The 16114-nt window shown below is 40.0% G+C and carries 17 protein-coding genes; 7 read left to right on the plus strand and 10 right to left on the minus strand.

Features of this window, described 5'->3' with window-relative positions; all coding sequences use genetic code 11:
* Positions 1–17 precede the first annotated feature (17 nt).
* Positions 18–302, plus strand: coding sequence for a hypothetical protein (locus tag SPSPH_RS05650; RefSeq protein WP_075754049.1), 285 nt, complete (start codon positions 18–20; stop codon positions 300–302).
* 91 nt (positions 303–393) lie between these two features.
* Entirely contained in the window at positions 394–1020 is a 627-nt protein-coding gene (locus SPSPH_RS05655; RefSeq protein WP_075754051.1) for a DNRLRE domain-containing protein, read from the plus strand.
* A 108-nt stretch (positions 1021–1128) separates the two neighbouring features.
* Here SPSPH_RS05655 and SPSPH_RS05660 read toward each other — a convergent pair whose 3' ends face one another.
* Complete coding sequence (locus SPSPH_RS05660) at positions 1129–2253, minus strand: PucR family transcriptional regulator (protein ID WP_075754053.1); 1125 nt, start codon at positions 2251–2253, stop codon at positions 1129–1131.
* 195 nt (positions 2254–2448) lie between these two features.
* On the opposite strand from SPSPH_RS05660, the gene SPSPH_RS05665 reads away from it, so the two are divergent.
* The 5 genes from SPSPH_RS05665 to SPSPH_RS05685 all read left to right on the plus strand — a co-directional run bounded on the left by SPSPH_RS05665 (position 2449) and on the right by SPSPH_RS05685 (position 6538).
* The gene (locus SPSPH_RS05665) at positions 2449–3189 is read left to right on the plus strand and encodes an epoxyqueuosine reductase (protein ID WP_083945422.1); all 741 of its coding nucleotides are present in this window, start codon (positions 2449–2451) and stop codon (positions 3187–3189) included.
* 60 nt (positions 3190–3249) lie between these two features.
* The gene (locus SPSPH_RS05670) at positions 3250–4053 is read left to right on the plus strand and encodes an epoxyqueuosine reductase (RefSeq protein ID WP_075754055.1); all 804 of its coding nucleotides are present in this window, start codon (positions 3250–3252) and stop codon (positions 4051–4053) included.
* Between the two features lie 68 nt (positions 4054–4121).
* Positions 4122–5060: a DMT family transporter gene (locus SPSPH_RS05675; protein ID WP_075755978.1), complete on the plus strand. Its 939-nt coding sequence runs from the start codon at positions 4122–4124 to the stop codon at positions 5058–5060.
* Positions 5061–5170: 110 nt separating this feature from the next.
* Positions 5171–5530: a zinc ribbon domain-containing protein gene (locus tag SPSPH_RS05680; protein ID WP_075754057.1), complete on the plus strand. Its 360-nt coding sequence runs from the start codon at positions 5171–5173 to the stop codon at positions 5528–5530.
* 54 nt (positions 5531–5584) lie between these two features.
* Positions 5585–6538 carry a DUF6612 family protein gene (locus SPSPH_RS05685; protein WP_233138675.1) on the plus strand — a complete coding sequence of 318 codons (954 nt, stop codon included), beginning with the start codon at positions 5585–5587 and terminating at the stop codon, positions 6536–6538.
* Positions 6539–6587: 49 nt separating this feature from the next.
* Here the strand turns inward: SPSPH_RS05685 and SPSPH_RS05690 are convergent, their stop codons facing one another.
* From SPSPH_RS05690 to SPSPH_RS05730, 9 genes are all read right to left on the minus strand, one after another.
* Positions 6588–7997, minus strand: a complete 1410-nt coding sequence (locus tag SPSPH_RS05690; RefSeq protein WP_075754059.1) for a VWA-like domain-containing protein — start codon at positions 7995–7997, stop codon at positions 6588–6590.
* Between the two features lie 4 nt (positions 7998–8001).
* A complete protein-coding gene (locus SPSPH_RS05695; protein ID WP_075754061.1) occupies positions 8002–9126 on the minus strand; it encodes an ATP-binding protein in 1125 nt (374 codons plus the stop codon).
* Between the two features lie 12 nt (positions 9127–9138).
* The gene (locus SPSPH_RS05700) at positions 9139–9942 is read right to left on the minus strand and encodes a hypothetical protein (protein WP_075754063.1); all 804 of its coding nucleotides are present in this window, start codon (positions 9940–9942) and stop codon (positions 9139–9141) included.
* Between the two features lie 369 nt (positions 9943–10311).
* Positions 10312–11481, minus strand: coding sequence for a cyclic nucleotide-binding domain-containing protein (locus tag SPSPH_RS05705; RefSeq protein WP_075754065.1), 1170 nt, complete (start codon positions 11479–11481; stop codon positions 10312–10314).
* Between the two features lie 226 nt (positions 11482–11707).
* The gene (locus tag SPSPH_RS05710) at positions 11708–13375 is read right to left on the minus strand and encodes a PAS domain-containing sensor histidine kinase (protein WP_075754067.1); all 1668 of its coding nucleotides are present in this window, start codon (positions 13373–13375) and stop codon (positions 11708–11710) included.
* A 280-nt stretch (positions 13376–13655) separates the two neighbouring features.
* A complete protein-coding gene (locus SPSPH_RS05715; RefSeq protein ID WP_075754069.1) occupies positions 13656–14186 on the minus strand; it encodes an ECF transporter S component in 531 nt (176 codons plus the stop codon).
* Positions 14187–14454: 268 nt separating this feature from the next.
* Positions 14455–15321 carry an AraC family transcriptional regulator gene (locus SPSPH_RS05720; RefSeq protein WP_198930892.1) on the minus strand — a complete coding sequence of 289 codons (867 nt, stop codon included), beginning with the start codon at positions 15319–15321 and terminating at the stop codon, positions 14455–14457.
* A 194-nt stretch (positions 15322–15515) separates the two neighbouring features.
* On the minus strand, positions 15516–15818 hold the full coding sequence (locus tag SPSPH_RS05725; protein WP_083945423.1) for a spore coat protein: 303 nt from the start codon (positions 15816–15818) through the stop codon (positions 15516–15518).
* Positions 15818–16069 carry a hypothetical protein gene (locus tag SPSPH_RS05730; RefSeq protein ID WP_075754073.1) on the minus strand — a complete coding sequence of 84 codons (252 nt, stop codon included), beginning with the start codon at positions 16067–16069 and terminating at the stop codon, positions 15818–15820. The genes SPSPH_RS05725 and SPSPH_RS05730 overlap by 1 nt, the downstream gene beginning before the upstream one ends.
* Positions 16070–16114 lie beyond the last annotated feature (45 nt).

Below are 16114 nucleotides of genomic sequence, written 5' to 3' on the forward strand. Positions count from 1 at the left end.
AAGGAGGAGCTAGCAATATGGCAAGTGTTATTCATTCTCTAACCCAAAATGTTTCACTTTCGGATGATGGTTCTATTATTGATATAACTGTTACCAATAATGGTGCCACACCTATAGCCAGTCCAGGTTTTTATGTTACTGCCGTGTATGTTGATGGAACAACTCAATATGTTCGTTCTCAGGTTGTTGATTCATTAGCAGCTTCGGCTTCCATTATTCTTAGTTTATCAATTGACGGTGTAGTAACTTATGAGGAAGAAAATTTGCATGTAGGGATAGGGTTTGTTCATACAACAACCTAGCCGCAAAGTCTGAGGCTTGGGGAACACCCAAGCCTCCTACATAACAGTACATGCGTATTCATTTTAGCCGTGGTGTTAGGAGTGGTGTGATTTGTCAGTTATCAATATCTTAGCAAGCAAAAGCTTGACAGTATCTACTAGAAGATCGCGCCGAGGCATGAAAGGCAAAAAAATAATTGTCGGAAATAAACGTAAATGTAATTATTTCAGTTATCTTTTTTTTGATACTTCGGTAATCCCCAATAGCCTGTCGCTGTTATCTGCAAAATTAGTGTTATTCAAATTATGCGATTTCTTTAGCTGTACAGCCGTAACGTTTTCCGTCTATCCTTTATTAGATCAATTTAGTTCTTATACAACCTATGACAAGGATTGTTCCGTAAGTTTAGACCCGACACTTAAACAAGACTTCTTTCCCTTTACCTGTGAGGCAGCTATTGAAATAGATATAACAACAATAGTTGATATGTGGCTTAAAAACACATTAGTGAACAGGGGCATAGTAATAAAAGGCAATAACACTCATTATCCCCCTTGTTGTTATACATCCTTTGGTTCTGCTTATAGTGCCGATAATACTGTAATTCCCTTTATCAGAGCAGCCTTTGCACAAGGCCCGTGCTTATGTTTTTTACCTAATTCAGACATTACCTATACTGCGAAAGTTTTTCCAGCTAAAAATGCTAACTTCTCGGGACGAGCAGGTAACGGTCCGTAACACTGCCTCGCCGTCAATCAGTTGAGGAGGGGAGAATAAAATTAAGTGGGACAAGGGACCTGTCCCCGTGTCCCACGTGTCCCACGGAACTTGAAGAAGGAAGAGCTTTTAATTAACTGTATTGCTGTGTTGTAAATCATAAAGACAAAAGGCAAGCCGAATACGGCAGCGTTCTTCCATGGAAGACAGGTCACTCTGGAGCAGCTTTTTGATTTTGGCAACGCGGTAGTTAATGGTGTTTCGATGCGTAAAGGTGTGCTCAGCAACGAGTTGGACACTAGAATTGAATTCAATATAATAGCGCAGTATTTCCAAGTAATTAGAATTGTGTTTTTGGTCATAATCAACAATGGTTTTTAGCGATTGTGTATATAAATTATCTAATATAGTCTCATCTGAAATACCTAGTATAATTTGATAAAGGCCTAAATTATTATAGAAACAGTGGGGCTTTTTCGTAGCGATGGCCACCTGCAAGGCTTTATCTGCTTCAATTCGTTTGTTAAATAAGCATTGTAAGCCTTGCCCCAGCGTGGAAATGCCACAGTGAATATCATCATCGGTACTTAAAGAACTATGAAGGAAAGCCAGTGTAGCGGCAAAGTTATTCTCGGTTATGTTATATAGGATGGCATACTGGGTAGTTTTTTTTGTCAGGAGCAGATATTTTTGTTCTGCTTGATTTAGAATCACGGTTAATTTATCGTTAGAGACATTTTTAAAAGCGACAATTCCATAGGTGGAATAGGAATAGGGTTTCATGTCTTCATGTTCAGCAATAAATGCATTATCAATCATATTATCAAATATGGCATTGGAGAATATCTTGCTAAAATATTCTTCTTCTTGTTTCTCTTTAATAATATCATTGAAGCCATCCTGCATAATGTCAGCAATATGTATTTCCCAGGGCATGATAAGCAGCGGCAGGTGATTATTGTTGCAATAATCAATGAGATAATGGGGTATATCTTTAATATAATTTCCAATATTTAAAATAATACCGCTTGCACCTTTTTTGTTTACTGAATGAATGAGTTCTTCAAGCCAGTGATCATAACTGTTGGCAAGCCCGGTTGTAATAATTAATTCTCCACCGCGAATAAAACTCATATTATTCAAGTCCTCTAGCAGATAAATCCATTTAAAAGAGGTATAAATACCTTTTTCGCCAGCTATTAGTTGTAGCTGGTGCTTTTTTCGGAACTTTTCATAAAATTGTTTTAGCGTCAATGATATATACCTGCCTCTCACTTGATATAAATAGTATAAAGTAATATAAATTGGTTGTACAGCACAAAAAACGGAGGTTTTTTTAGGCTTCAATCTTGTTGAATGCTGAAAAAACAAGTGCTAAAATACAAGTAAATTCAAAATTATACTGGTGTATGGGCATATTGAGCAAAGTGAAAGGAAGAGGTTATATTTATGTCAATGAAAAATCAAATTGAACAGCTTATTGTTGAGAAAGTGGCATCATTAAACCGACCTGATCTATTTAGGAGGCCGATTGTAAGTTTTTCTTCTGCCACAGATAGTAGATATTCTGAATTAAAGGAGATTATTGGTCCATGGCATTTAAACCCTACTGAACTACTGCCAGATGCTCAAAGCGTCATCAGCTATTTTGTACCGTTTACCAGCCTGGTGGTAGCAGCGCCGAAAACAGTTGACGGCGGTTCTGAGGCCTGGGGTGAAGCCTATGCCATAATTAATCCTTATTTCAATGTCGTGAATCAGGCGGTCATTCAATACTTGTCTGATTTAGGCTATTCAGCCAGTGCAGTACAGGCAACCCATACCTATGACCCCAAAGATATGAAATCAATATGGTCACACCGAAGTGCTGCTGCCATTGCAGGTCTAGGCACCTTTGGCGCAAATAGAATGCTTATTACCGAAAAAGGTTCTGGCGGACGATTCTGTTCAGTGTTAACATCTGCCACCCTGTATGAGGAACAAGCTCCGGCAGAAACCAGATGTTTATATGTTAAAAACGGCTCTTGCGGTCTATGTTTCAAAATCTGTCCGGTAAATGCCCTGGTGCCTGATTCTTTTGATAAATTTATTTGTCAAGACGAATGTAACAAGAACCAGAAGCAGGATAGGCATGGTGCCGATACTTGCGGCAAATGTATTAGTGTATGCCCGGTGGCTTATATTGACTAGATAATTCAACTTTAAAATCATTGCATGTGAATGTAAAATTATACTACCAGAAAGGAACCTATGATGGATTTTAAACAACTAATAACAACCATGATCCAAACCTATGTACAAGAATATCAGAAAAAGCCGGGCATTACCTCCGTATGGGGTGAGCCATTAGTTGGCTTTGCCGATGCAAATCATCCGGATATTTCCAACCTTAAGGATATTATTTCGCCGCAGCATGTTATGCCGCATGAGGTCATAGAAAATCCAACAATTATTATTGCTTATTTTCTCCCTTTTACCAGGGAACTTGCCGATACAAACAAAGCACCCGGGAATGTGTCATCTCCCGAGTGGGCGCGTACTTATGAAGAAACTAACAGGATGTTTGGAGAGTTAAACAATTACTTAATAGCAGCGATACAGGAAATGGGCTATGAAGCCGGAGTTTCTAAAGCGGCAACAACCTTTGACCAGGAAAGGTTAATAAGTAATTGGTCGCAGCGTCATATTGCCAGAGTGGCAGGACTTGGCACCTTTGGCCTTAATAATATGCTGATTAGCAGCAACGGCTGCTGTGGTCGCTACAGCACAGTAATTACGAATCTGCCAATAGAGCCGGATAAGCCGCTTGACGATAATTACTGCCTGTATAAAAGCAAAGGGATATGCGGCGCTTGTATAAAACACTGTCCCTCCGGGGCGCTAACTGTTACAGGCTATGACAGACAGAAATGTTTTCAGGTCTGCTTAAAAAATGCTGAGATCTATAAGGACTTTGGGAGTTCTTATTCAGATGAAACAGGAAAGAATGCGAATAGTGCCGGCAGTGAGGTCTGTGGTAAGTGTCTGGTGAATGTACCTTGCGCGTTTAAGTAAATGTGCTGTAGCATAATATAAAAGGAAGGTTTCCCCCGGTGAATAATGATAGTACTGTAAAATACTTTATGCAGGGTGTAGCGTACGCCTTGCCGCAGGTGCCGCCGAATAAATGCAAAGGCATTATCTTTACCATTTTGTCGGCTTTTTTGTTTGGAATTACTCCTGTGTTAACATCTCTTACATACAATATGGGCGGTACACCTGAAACGGTGACGTTATTCCGGAATCTTTTCGCTATTCCTGTATTATTGCTGACACTTTGGCTGAAAAAGATACCGCTTTCGCTGCCGTTGCCAGTACTGCGTAATCTCGTGCTGTTTGGCATCATCGGCGGTGGCATAACAACGCTGCTGCTGTATATGTCCTATCCGTATGTAGGTATCGGAACTGCTACAACTTTACATTTCTTATATCCGATCTTTGTTTGTCTTATGTGCCGCATCTTTTTTAAAGAACGTTTGGGACTGCAAAAAATTATTGTGCTCTTCATTGCGGGTGCCGGAATCTTATGTTTTATCGATGTTAAGCAAATAACGCAAATAACGCATATAACCGGGCTTGTGTTAGCAGGGGTGTCAGGCATAACCTATGCAATATATATGGTCGGTGTGGAAAAGAAGAAAATCGATCAATTGAATCCTTGGCTGATTATATTCTATATAGCTGTATCGGTGTCAATTTTTATGTTATTATATAGTATCCCGACCAATAAAATTGTACTGCTTTTACCGCTAAAAGCTTATTTTTACATGTTTGTTCTTTCTATGTTAACCTCACTTTTTGCAGTACTGCTGCTACAATTGGGCATCAAATATCTGGGGGCTTCTGCAGCGGCGATTTTCAGCTTGTTTGAGCCTGTAACCAGTATAATTTCTGGGGGGATGTTTTTAAACGAGACAATCACTGTCGGAAAAATTATGGGCTGCATCCTGATTTCTTTTGCGGTTATACTCCTTACCACTAATAAGCAAGTTCAAACGCGTGAAGTTTGTAATGAGGATTAAAGTCCATCCTTTGGACTTATTTTGCAGCGGGAAGGGTTGTTGCTCCGTACCAGTAATGCCTTGTGCAGAATGCAGGGGGCATTACAAAGGTTATCTTGGAGGAAACAAGTATGCGTTTCAATAGGGTATGCAGGGCATGTGAGCGTAGTTTGGACGGAACGTACGGGCGCGCGCCGATTTCATTTAAATATTGTCCGCGCTGCGGTACAGACGGGAATCCTCAGATGAAAACAGTGCAGCATGGATGGCTGCACTGGTGGGGACTGGAATTGCTCTTCACGGCATGGGTAATTGTAGCAAGCGTTTTTCTGGGCAGCGTAATTATGGTGGTGTTTATGGGTGGCATAGGGTATATTGGAAATCGCCTGCTAACCAAGACCTGCAGGCACTGCCGTTCAATCACCAGTGCGATAACGCATACATATTGCCATAACTGCGGGCAGCAGCTGGGCCGGAACTTCCGGGAGTGACCATTTGCTGGGACAAGGGACCTGTCCCTGTGTCCCAGGAGAGTAGAATTTGTAATGGGGGAGTTTGATAGTATGGTAGGATTTTTGCGAAAGCTCAATTGGAGGGGTGCTTTGGTATGGGGATTGTTGTTGGTGGTGGTGAACAGTTCTGCTGTTTTTGCCGCTGAAAAACTATCACCGGAAAAGGCGTATTTAAGCGATGTATATAAAAATATGATGGATGTAACCGGCTTGCATTATGATGTCACGGTCACGGCTGAAACCCCAATGGGGGAAGTGGAAGCTGCCATCAATGGAGAGGCCCGGGAAAAACCGCTGAGCTTAACCCACGATATAAATATTTGTTACCGTGACGCACTGAATCAAGAAAAAACACTGACGCTAAAGCAGTACATAGAACAAAATCAGGACGATCTGGTGGTATATTCATTAAGCAACGAAACCTGGACCAAACAAATTAGGCCGATTGATCCCGCTTTGAATAAAAAGCTTTCAGCAGAGGAAAAGAATTCTGACCGGATGAATATGTTGCAGCTGGTGAAAGCGGTAAAGCTGAAAAAGGAAACACCATCCTACAAATATATGGAAATCACTTTGGATAGCATACAACTAAGTGATGCTGTCAGCGCAGACGCCAAACTAAAAAATCCGCAGGATAAGGAACTGTTGAGCAGGGCTGCGATAGTACGGCTGGGGCTGTTAGCTGTCGGCGATATAAAATATACTATCAAAGTCGATAAAGCGACTAAGCTGGTACAAGAAATAGATATGGATTTGACAGAGCCGGTTCGCAAAGGAGCAGGATTGTTTATGGATTTAATTAACCCCAAGGACCGGGCTTTAGTCGAAGATTTTTTAACAAACTCGACGTTGAAGCTGCAGGTAGTTTACTCGCAGTATAATCAGGTAGCTCCGATAGAGATTCCTCAGGATGTGCGAGACAACGCAAAAGAACCTGAACCGGCAGACAAGGCTACTCCTGCCAAAAGTGAACACATACTACTATGATTTATCAAGAAATCCGTACCGGCGTGATCGCTGGTACGGATTTTATAAGTTAAATATGAATTTTTTCTTGGTCATTCATGGAATAGCCATCTCTGAAGCTAACATGGCTCATATCCAAAGTGGTATCTTTTGTTTGAACATTTGTAAGCTTTTTAACTGCTCCATAAGCTTTTTTTAATGAAAGGCTGTTTTCTTTCCCGGAAATAACCCACAGGGTTTTATAGCTCTTTGGTGTTGCCTGGAGCTCATCCTCCCCTTTGCCGTCAGTAAAATACACCAGCAGATCCAGCTTATTAGCATTGGCATATTCAAAGACCGGGGTAAATTTAGTGCCACCCCTTATATGGCTTCTCTCTTTTACATCTTTTGCCGATTGGACTTTGTACACCCGTCTAATTTCATTGTCACATTCGATAATCGTAAGCTCATGCTTATAATTTTTTACTATCGCGAATACTTCTTTAATGGCTTGCTGAAATTCCTCATCACTAATGCTGCCGCTTATATCAAGCGCAACAGCAATTTTTGCCTTATGACTTCTGAGTTGGCCTCGCAAATCCAATCTATCGGGCTGCCGCCTGTTTCTTCGCGTTATCGTCTTCTTTTTATTACTTTCAACAGTTCCCATTAACCGTTTAAGATAGATGTTCCAGGGCAATTCACCCTTGCTGTTTTTACGCGCTGCCAGCAGGTTTTCCACGTAATTCGGCATACTGCCTTTTTGAGCATGAATAACAAACTTCTCGGTAAATTCTGTGAGTGTCTTTTCATCGATATCACTGGATTCTTCCCAAATATCATGGGTTTTCTCAGGATCATAACCGGTTTCTATTTTTTCAGTTGTATTTTCTTCATCTGCCGTTTCGTCTTTATCTGTCTCCAGTAAGTCTATAGCAGTTTGAAGCTTTTCCACATAATATTCAAAAGGTTCAAAGGGCAGGAGCTTTAAAGAATAATTTAGATTTACCCATTCCAATGTAACCGCATAGGGAGGGAGATTATCCAAATAGGTATTGACTACCAGATTCATTGCCGTATTAATCGCCAATGGGCTATAACCGGCCTTAAATTCTTTTGCTCTTACTAGATGCAGGGATACGATATGGAGGATTTCATGCTTAATGGTGGTTTCCATCTGTTTTAGAGTAAGATTCAAAAAAATTAGGGGGTTAAAATAGATAACATAGCAGGCTCCTTTAAAATTCACACCAGTGGGACTGCTAATATCAAAGCGTATTTCTCTTGTCATTTGCAGCAGAAAATATCCGTAGAAATTATCTTTGTCTTCCATGAGACTTACATTCACTTTATCTACCAGGCTAAAAAACTCTTCGCTAAATTCTTGGGGGATATGCAGCTTAGCCTTGGCGTCGCTGCGTTTTTTCTTTAAGAAGGCAGCCGCAATGATATTCGCTTGTTCATAAAGCCCTGCTGCCAGGGTGTCAAAATAAGTTCCCATACTATCACCTTATCGAGCTATAGGAGTTAAAATAGGATTCTACAAAGTCTTCATTTTCTATGGCCTGTTTGTATACTTCAGGATAACTGTTTTTAATATCTTTCATGATTCCGATCATTAAATCTACCGGATAGGTTTTTAAAAACTCAATAAGTCTGTCAATATAACCGGGGGTGGCGGCAGCATTTTTTATGTTTGCTTCTAAGGCTTTTAGTATATTTTTGGCAGATAGATACAGTCTTGTATGACTTTCGTTTTTTACTCTTGTTATGATAGATTCCGGCAGAGCATCACAGGCAAAAACATCTTCATACGCTATCAGGAGATTGTAATCTGACTCAACAAAGCTGACAAATTCTTCTGCAATGAGTTTTCCTACATTTCCTCTAATAACATTTACAAACACGGCCCTGGGTATGGCTGCTTTTTTCTCTTTGTAAATTTTGTAAATACTGGAGATTCTTTCATAGCTTCTGGGAGTAGCGTTTATGTCTTCTGTATTTATTTTATGCAAATAATCCGGGAAGGTGGAGATAAACTCTATAACCTTTTGCTCGATCCCGGCATCGATGGCCCAGGCTAACCACTGCTTGTAATCTGGTTCCATATATAGCCATACAAATCTATTCTCCTGCGCTGCATCCATATCGACAACCTGGTAATCAAGATCTGAACCATATTTATTTGAAGGATTCATAGCGGCTACTATTTTTACAGATTCATGCAACTTATAATCATTAATTTCCCTGTTTAAGATGATGTTCATAAGCTCCTGTTGTACTGTATGCTCACAGCGATTGATTTCGTCGATAAATAGCAGAACAGTCTTGCCTTTAGCTATCTCTTCATCAATTTCCCGTAGTTTATTATGAACGGCATATACGGTGGTTTTCTTTTCCAGCGCCGCTCCTTTGGCAGTTACTTTTGTATAGGAATCTATGGTTGGCAGACCGCCAATTTCACCTTCTTTAAGGAGGTTCCCATTGATAACAATTAAGCTCCAATTATTCATTCTGGCAATTTCCTTGGCCAAAGCCGTTTTTCCTATGCCGCTTTCACCAATGATTAGAGGTACTTCGCCGGTAGCCAGTACTAAGTCAACACTTTTTAATGTGTCTGTATAATTCATTGTATATCGCTCCTATATCAGCTTCAGCTTTTCATCTACAGCTATTTTTTTCGCTTTTTTACTTCCATGTTTATAAATGAACATTAGCTTATCTATTGGCATGATGTCACTATGTTTATCTATAGTGCTGCAATTTAAAAAATCTCTAACATATTGTTCTTCAACAGCTTCATTTGACAAGGCTGCCTGTAATACCTGCTCTAATTCAGCCTGGGTTATTTCTTTTACCACATACTTAATTACTAAGATATTTACTTTCAGAAATTCTATTATTTTATGTTTATCCAAATCATTAATAAAAGTAATAGCCCGCTCGTTATTTTTGATTGCTATAAGTTCGGTAGTATGTGTGGGTGAATTTATATAGCGTAGGGCATCATAATTAATTTTTACAGCCTCGGCTTGTACACTTTCGTAAGGTGATTTTATAAATTTTATCGAATCGTAATTTTTTCTTACCGCTAATAATTGCAATTCCTCATTGGGATTATTAACATATTTAATAGCCCAGCCGGCTTGATTCAGGGCTAATCTTACCACCTTATCGGTTGGATTTTTAATATGTTCCAGATTAACCCAGCCATCATTAATAACTTTTATCATCATATCTTCCGTGGGGTTATCGATAAATTGAATGGCCCTGGCATTATTGGCGATAGCAGACTCCTGCAGTTCTGTAGTCGGATTCTTGATATATTCCAGCATCAGTCCGTTTTTTTTAACAGCCAATAATTTCATCTCGTCCGTAGGATTATTTATATAGGCTATCGCTCTGGGATTGTTCGTTATCATTTTAATAAGCTTTGACTCTTCCATACGGTTTCTTTCCTTTTATCATTATTTTTTGCAGGTAATTTAATTTTAACTGTCTAAATAGGATAATTATACCACTGTATAAAAATAGGGTCTAGTAATCAAAACCTATTGTTATTGCAGAAAAAATGGGCCATAATATTAATGGCAATGACTATTTAGTAATCCAAGGAGTAGATATGACTGAAAAGGAAAAGGCGCAGAACGTAACCGCATGGTCTATAACCTTGGGGAAAAGCATCCATTGAGAATCGTAAAGCTAAATGTCATTCGGCTCTGTAGAGAAAGGCAAAACCGTCATTACACTTGATATGACAAGTGTAATGACGGTTTTTTTAGGATACTAACCTGTAAAAATGCTTGGAGTTAAACTCATTTAATACGAGCTAGTTTTTTCTTGCTATTGATAATACTTTTGACGACCTTGTGGGCAATTTCCGGGTGGGAACGATAAAACTTTTGAAAAGCAATACCGGATAATGCTAGTATTTCTGTAGAACTAGTAGCTGCTATGTCTTCCGTGTGTGTATTTTGCTCGGTTAATCCGTTTGCCCCGAAATGCTGACCGGGTGTGACGTATTCCTTATTTGGGCGCTTAACAGTTAATGACTTTAATTTGCCGGAAATTAATATATTATAGGTGTAACTAACATCGCCTTGAAAAGTAATAATATCGTCCGGATCGCACTTCACCAAAATTCCGCAATTGTGAAGGAGTTTTTTTGCTTCTGTTTCAGATAAATTCTGCAGTAAGGTTATTCCTGCCGTTGGTGGACAATGCAAGCGTTTGCACAAAATGCTCCATAATTCTTCCTCTGTAGTCAGTTGACTATTAATAATAGAGAAATTACCAGTGAAAGCGGTATCAAACCATTCAATAGCTTTGGTATTTAATGATTGTCTTTTCCTTGCTATGCGAAAAAGAGGGGAACGTAATTTACGTAGATGCTCAACGTCATCTATAAGCATAGCAAGCGGGACTAACAGGCCATAGCCAGGGTCAAGAAAATTTTTATAATATCTGCGGAAGCCTAGTTGCTCATAGAGCCGCAGTAAATGAAAGTTGCAGGCGCCTAAGAGAAATTGGACTTGTTCATAACAACAAATTTCATAGCATTTTGCCATAAACAAATATAATGCAGGCGAACTTCGATGAGCGGGAGTGACCATTACTTTTGTTGCATAGGCAATTTTATGACTACCATGTTCAATAATACCATTATTAAATGTATCCAGAGCTAAAAACTCGATTATTTTTTGTGGAAAGTTTGCCATGGTGCCGATATTGATTCGATAAGTGGCAATTATCTCTGAACCAACTTTAGCATATAACAATATCGCCCATTCATCCAGTTCATCATATAAAAGCTTATTATCATGATCAGCCGCTACAAGATGCTTAGACATTTCCTCTACATAGATTTGATAGCGAAAGTGGTATATTGCCCTCTTTTCTGCCGGGGTTTTAGCTACGCAAATTTCAATTGAATTCTCAGCGATTATTGTTGAGCAGGAATTTGTTTTTTCATTATTGGTTATCATATTTTTCTCTCCTCGTAATAGTTTTTGACGCAGAAACTTTTTATTAAGGATTACGTCTTCATAACCGTCACCCCCTTAATTAAGGGTTACAGAGAAAAGGGGATAACTCCTGTAATTAATGTAAAAGAATGGAGAATATTGCAAGAATATAGGGTTTTATGGGAATATAAAAAGCCCTTTTTCAGTTATTTACTCACTGAAAAAGGGCTGAGAAAATTTTGCGTTTTTACGGAGCGGGTGGATTAAAATTCACGAAAAAAGTAGTTCCTGTGTCACTGGTATCAATTTGTATACTGGCATTATGCCGGTGGGCTATTTGGTAACAAATTGGCAGCCCTAAGCCTGTGCCTGTATCCTTAGTCGTAAAGAATGGTGTACCCAAGTGTTCTAGTATATGCGGCGGTATTTCCGAGCCTTGGTCACTAATGGATAAAACAGCTTTGTTATCTGCAAGGACCGTACCAATAACCAGGTTCCCGCCTAGCGGCATTGCTTCAATACCATTACGTACTAGATTCAGTAACAATTGACGGATTTCATTTTCGTCCAACGGCAATTCGGGAATATCGCTAAGGTCAAGAGTCACATATACTTTGGAGGAATTAGCGTCTGCCTGGATCAAAGGGAATAATGCTTTAATGATATGATTTAACGAGCATTTTTTTAAACTAACAAATTTTTCATGGGACAGGGAAAGGTATTCCCGGATAATACTATTGGCTCTGTCTATTTCCTCAATCATTAATTCAAATTTTTCTTTATCGGTTTGATACTTTTCCTTTCGGCCCAGTACCTGCAGGTAGCCGCGCACGGTGGTCATGGGATTTCTGATTTCATGAGCGACAGTTGCCGCCATACTGCCCACCATATGCATCCTGTCAAAGGCTGAGGCCATTTGTTCCAGTTTTTTTCGTTGCGTGATATCGCGGATAATACCTTCCAATGCCATGAGCCGGCCTTGTTCATCATAGATCGGGACACATTTCTGCTCAATCCAGATGGTGCTTTTATCTTCTCTCAACACGCGTATTGTCAGTGGAGTCTCGACAGAGTACGGCAGATTGTTGATGAAATTGTTCAGAAGGGCTCTATCATCAGGATGTACCAATTTGAAGATTAATTTATTATCAGCATAATAGTTTTCAGGGGGATAACCGGTGACTGTCAAAACCGAGGGGCTTATATATTCGAGGGCGGCTTCAGGAGATAGGCGATAATAATAGATTACGTCAATAGCGTTTTCGGCTAATAGTTGATATTGAATTTCTTTGTTGGATAAGTCAGTTCGGGTTTTTTCGAAAAATAATATCAAGGTTCCGATAGCAATGACCAGGCGCACTGTTCCGCCCAGAACATAGCACAAGGGAACATACCATGAGCCATTAACAGTAAAAGGAAAGATAAAATTCAGAAGACCCATGAGAATATAAGCCCAGCCGACAACCAAGCGGCCAAACCTTGGTGCCTTAAGATGGCGTATATAAAGGAACCCAATCCATATGAGGGCAAAGCAGCCGGCATAGACGGGAAACAATAATTTATAAGGTAAGGTGGGAGCTAGAACATTCAATGCGGAACTTGCAATGAGAATACCGGCAGTGCCATAAACCCACCATTTACTAAGCGGCTTGTTTATGAGACTATAAGTACTCCAAACAATCATCAAAATAAAGAGCAAAGATATCGTTTGATATAGTGATAATCCCCAAACTGACAGTTTCCAGGGAACTAATCCGGAATCCAAAATAACGTACCGTAAGAGCAGGATAAGCCAGCCGATGGCCCATATAACCATATAGCGCACGCGGTATAACGCATACAGATATATGCAAACTAGAATTATGGCAAGCGTTCCAACTAGTGAACTCATAACGGACAAATAAATATAATCCATAAAATCTCCTATAAAGAGTTAATAAATTACATTTTTATTCTCTATAATAATATTGAGTTCCTTCTTTTATGGATAATTTATACATTCCTTGGGAGGAAACAAAAGGACCGGCTTGTGGTACTCATGTGTGGCGCACAAACCGGCAGACCACGACTCCGCCGACTGAATGATATTATCAAGAAAGTACATAAAAAGAGTCGATAATCGTAAGGTATCGACTCTTAATAGTTTAATACTATAACTGTTTCGAGACAAGGGTAAACTATGATAAAAGAACAATTCAGCGGCTTCCTGCCCAGGTAAAAATGGCGCTATGTTTCCTTAATTTGAGCACAACAGGCAGGACAATGACTGACGCCACACCGATCTGAACAAGATTACCGGGGATTGATGTCATCGGTATGAGCCAATTGCCATAAATAATCGCTTCGGCCCCATAATAACCAACTACCTTAATGATACAAGCCACCACCAAAGCCAGAACATAGGCCGTGAGCGTCTGATTCTTTTCGCAAATAGCGCCGACGGTATACCCCATAAGCCCGACAATAATCAGAGTAAAGGGCGCCCACAGAAACCAGCCGCCCACCACATCAAAAAGGGCCATACCGATTCCCCCCGCCAAAGCTCCTAACCAGCGCCCATAAAGAATGGCAATAATGAATAAAGGCACATTCCCTAAATGAATTAATCCCCCGTTAGCGGCAACAGGCAAACGAACATTTACAAATACCGTACAAATAAAAACAAGAGCAATGCCCAAGGCCGCATAGACCAGTAGTTTTGTTTGATTTAAAGATCGTTGTTCCATACCGGTTTTTCCACCTTTCTCATATTCTTAATCTTAAGTTTAGTATTGTCGATGAAATCACGCTGTTTTGCAAAGCATGTTTGTATTATAAAACAAATTTGGCACTGTTGAAATATACAGAATTTATATTTTTGCTAGGTACAGATGAGAGGGTGGAAGTGGGAAAGCTTGTTTTGTATACGAGCCAGTCATGGCAGACCGGAGAATTTGGCAATGACGAAAAAAGCTTCAACCATTGTTGTTGAAATAAGGGTTGAAGCTTTTTTAACTATTTTTTTAAAACCGGCATCCATATCTCACTTTTAAAATTCGGTGCGGTTATATCTTTATGCTCGTTCCATAAAATCTCTGGTCCTTCTGCTAATTCATAGTGTGAGGCGGGTAACCATTCGGAATAAATGCGTCCCCATACATCCTGAAGTGTCTCAGGAAAAGGTCCAACTGCCGTAAAGACGGCCCACGTTGCAGCAGGGACTTCAAGTGGCATCAGGTCGGCGGGACAGTCTTTAGTTGTCGCTACGCCAATATAATGGTCAAGTTCGCCTTTTTCCTCCATTCTGCCTTCGGAGAAGTTTGTAGATGCACTAATTAGCCCTGCAGGATCAATATTTGAAAGGCTTTTTAGTTTGGCTATTATCTCAATATCTAATGATTGCCACATAGCAGCAATATCAGGGTTAACCCCGTTAAAAACGATAGGAACTCTTTTTTTGATGCCAATGATACGAAAAGCTTCTTTTTTTACGATGCGATAGTTCATTTCGATACCTCCTCTGATTGACAACTGAAAGGTCATCCGCGGATAGGCTTTTAATACCTGTCCATTGTTTTTAGCTTCAGACGGTGTTATACCGTGCAAACTTTGAAAAGCTCTGGTAAATGCATCTGGTGAATTGTATCCGTACTTAACGGCAACGTCAATGACCTTTATATCACTATTGATAAACTCAAATGCGGCAAGTGAAAGACGTCTGCGGCGAATGTACTCCGATAATGTGACACTTGCCAGGAAAGAGAACATTCTTTTAAAATGATATTCCGAGCAACAAGCCTGTCTGGCTACCTCTTTAAAGTCGATATCACCAGCCAGGTTTTCTTCAATATACCGCAAGGCTGTATTCATTTTGTCAAGCATATTTATGACCTCCTTACATCAATAAGAATAGCAGAAAACAAATCGGCCTATCCGACAATTCATGCACAGTTATGCAGGGGTCAAATATAAACGCAGTTTGAATACAAATTATTCTGCATTAATACTCAATTAAATTGCCGCCCACCTAAAGGTGAAGCGGCAATAAGTTGTACATGGTAAAGGTAACAATCTTCTTAATGAGCTTTAAAAGAGGACAAGGACTCTTGTACAACTGTTGAAAGTTGGTTTTCTGGCTGGTCATATGGATTTACCCATTTCTTCTGAATCATATAGTTCATGATTCCCTCATGTCCTGTCAGGCTTTGGGAACAATATCCTGCCAAAAAAGCACGAACCTCAGGGGTAGTTGCTGTTAAGGCTGCCGAAAAATAGGCTTGTGCCGTGGCGGCTGCACCGTATGTAGAGTTATAGGCAATAATTTTATCAGCAGATTCACCCGTGCTTCCGGAAAAAATTGATCCTATCAGTGAAGCCATTACTGTACCTCCCCACTTACCTGAGTTTGCTTTTCAAGTCCATATCCGGCAGTTGTAATTTTGTTTTCCACCACGAATTGTTGTAGCCCTGCCACCCTGGCCTGCGTTGCTGCAATCCCCGCCTGTGTCATGGTTTTTAGCTGCTCATCAGATATTGCCATCAAACTAGCTTGAGCTACCGTTAGAGCGTTGGTTTCCATCTCTAGAAGTTTTGCTAACGACAATACTTCTACGGGAGTCAGTTGGCGCACGTGAATTCCTCCTTGCAATTTATTCAGGATATTTTATATCTTTCC

The sequence above is a fragment of the Sporomusa sphaeroides DSM 2875 genome, assembly GCF_001941975.2.
In the GTDB taxonomy this organism is placed as follows: Bacteria; Bacillota; Negativicutes; order Sporomusales; family Sporomusaceae; genus Sporomusa; species Sporomusa sphaeroides.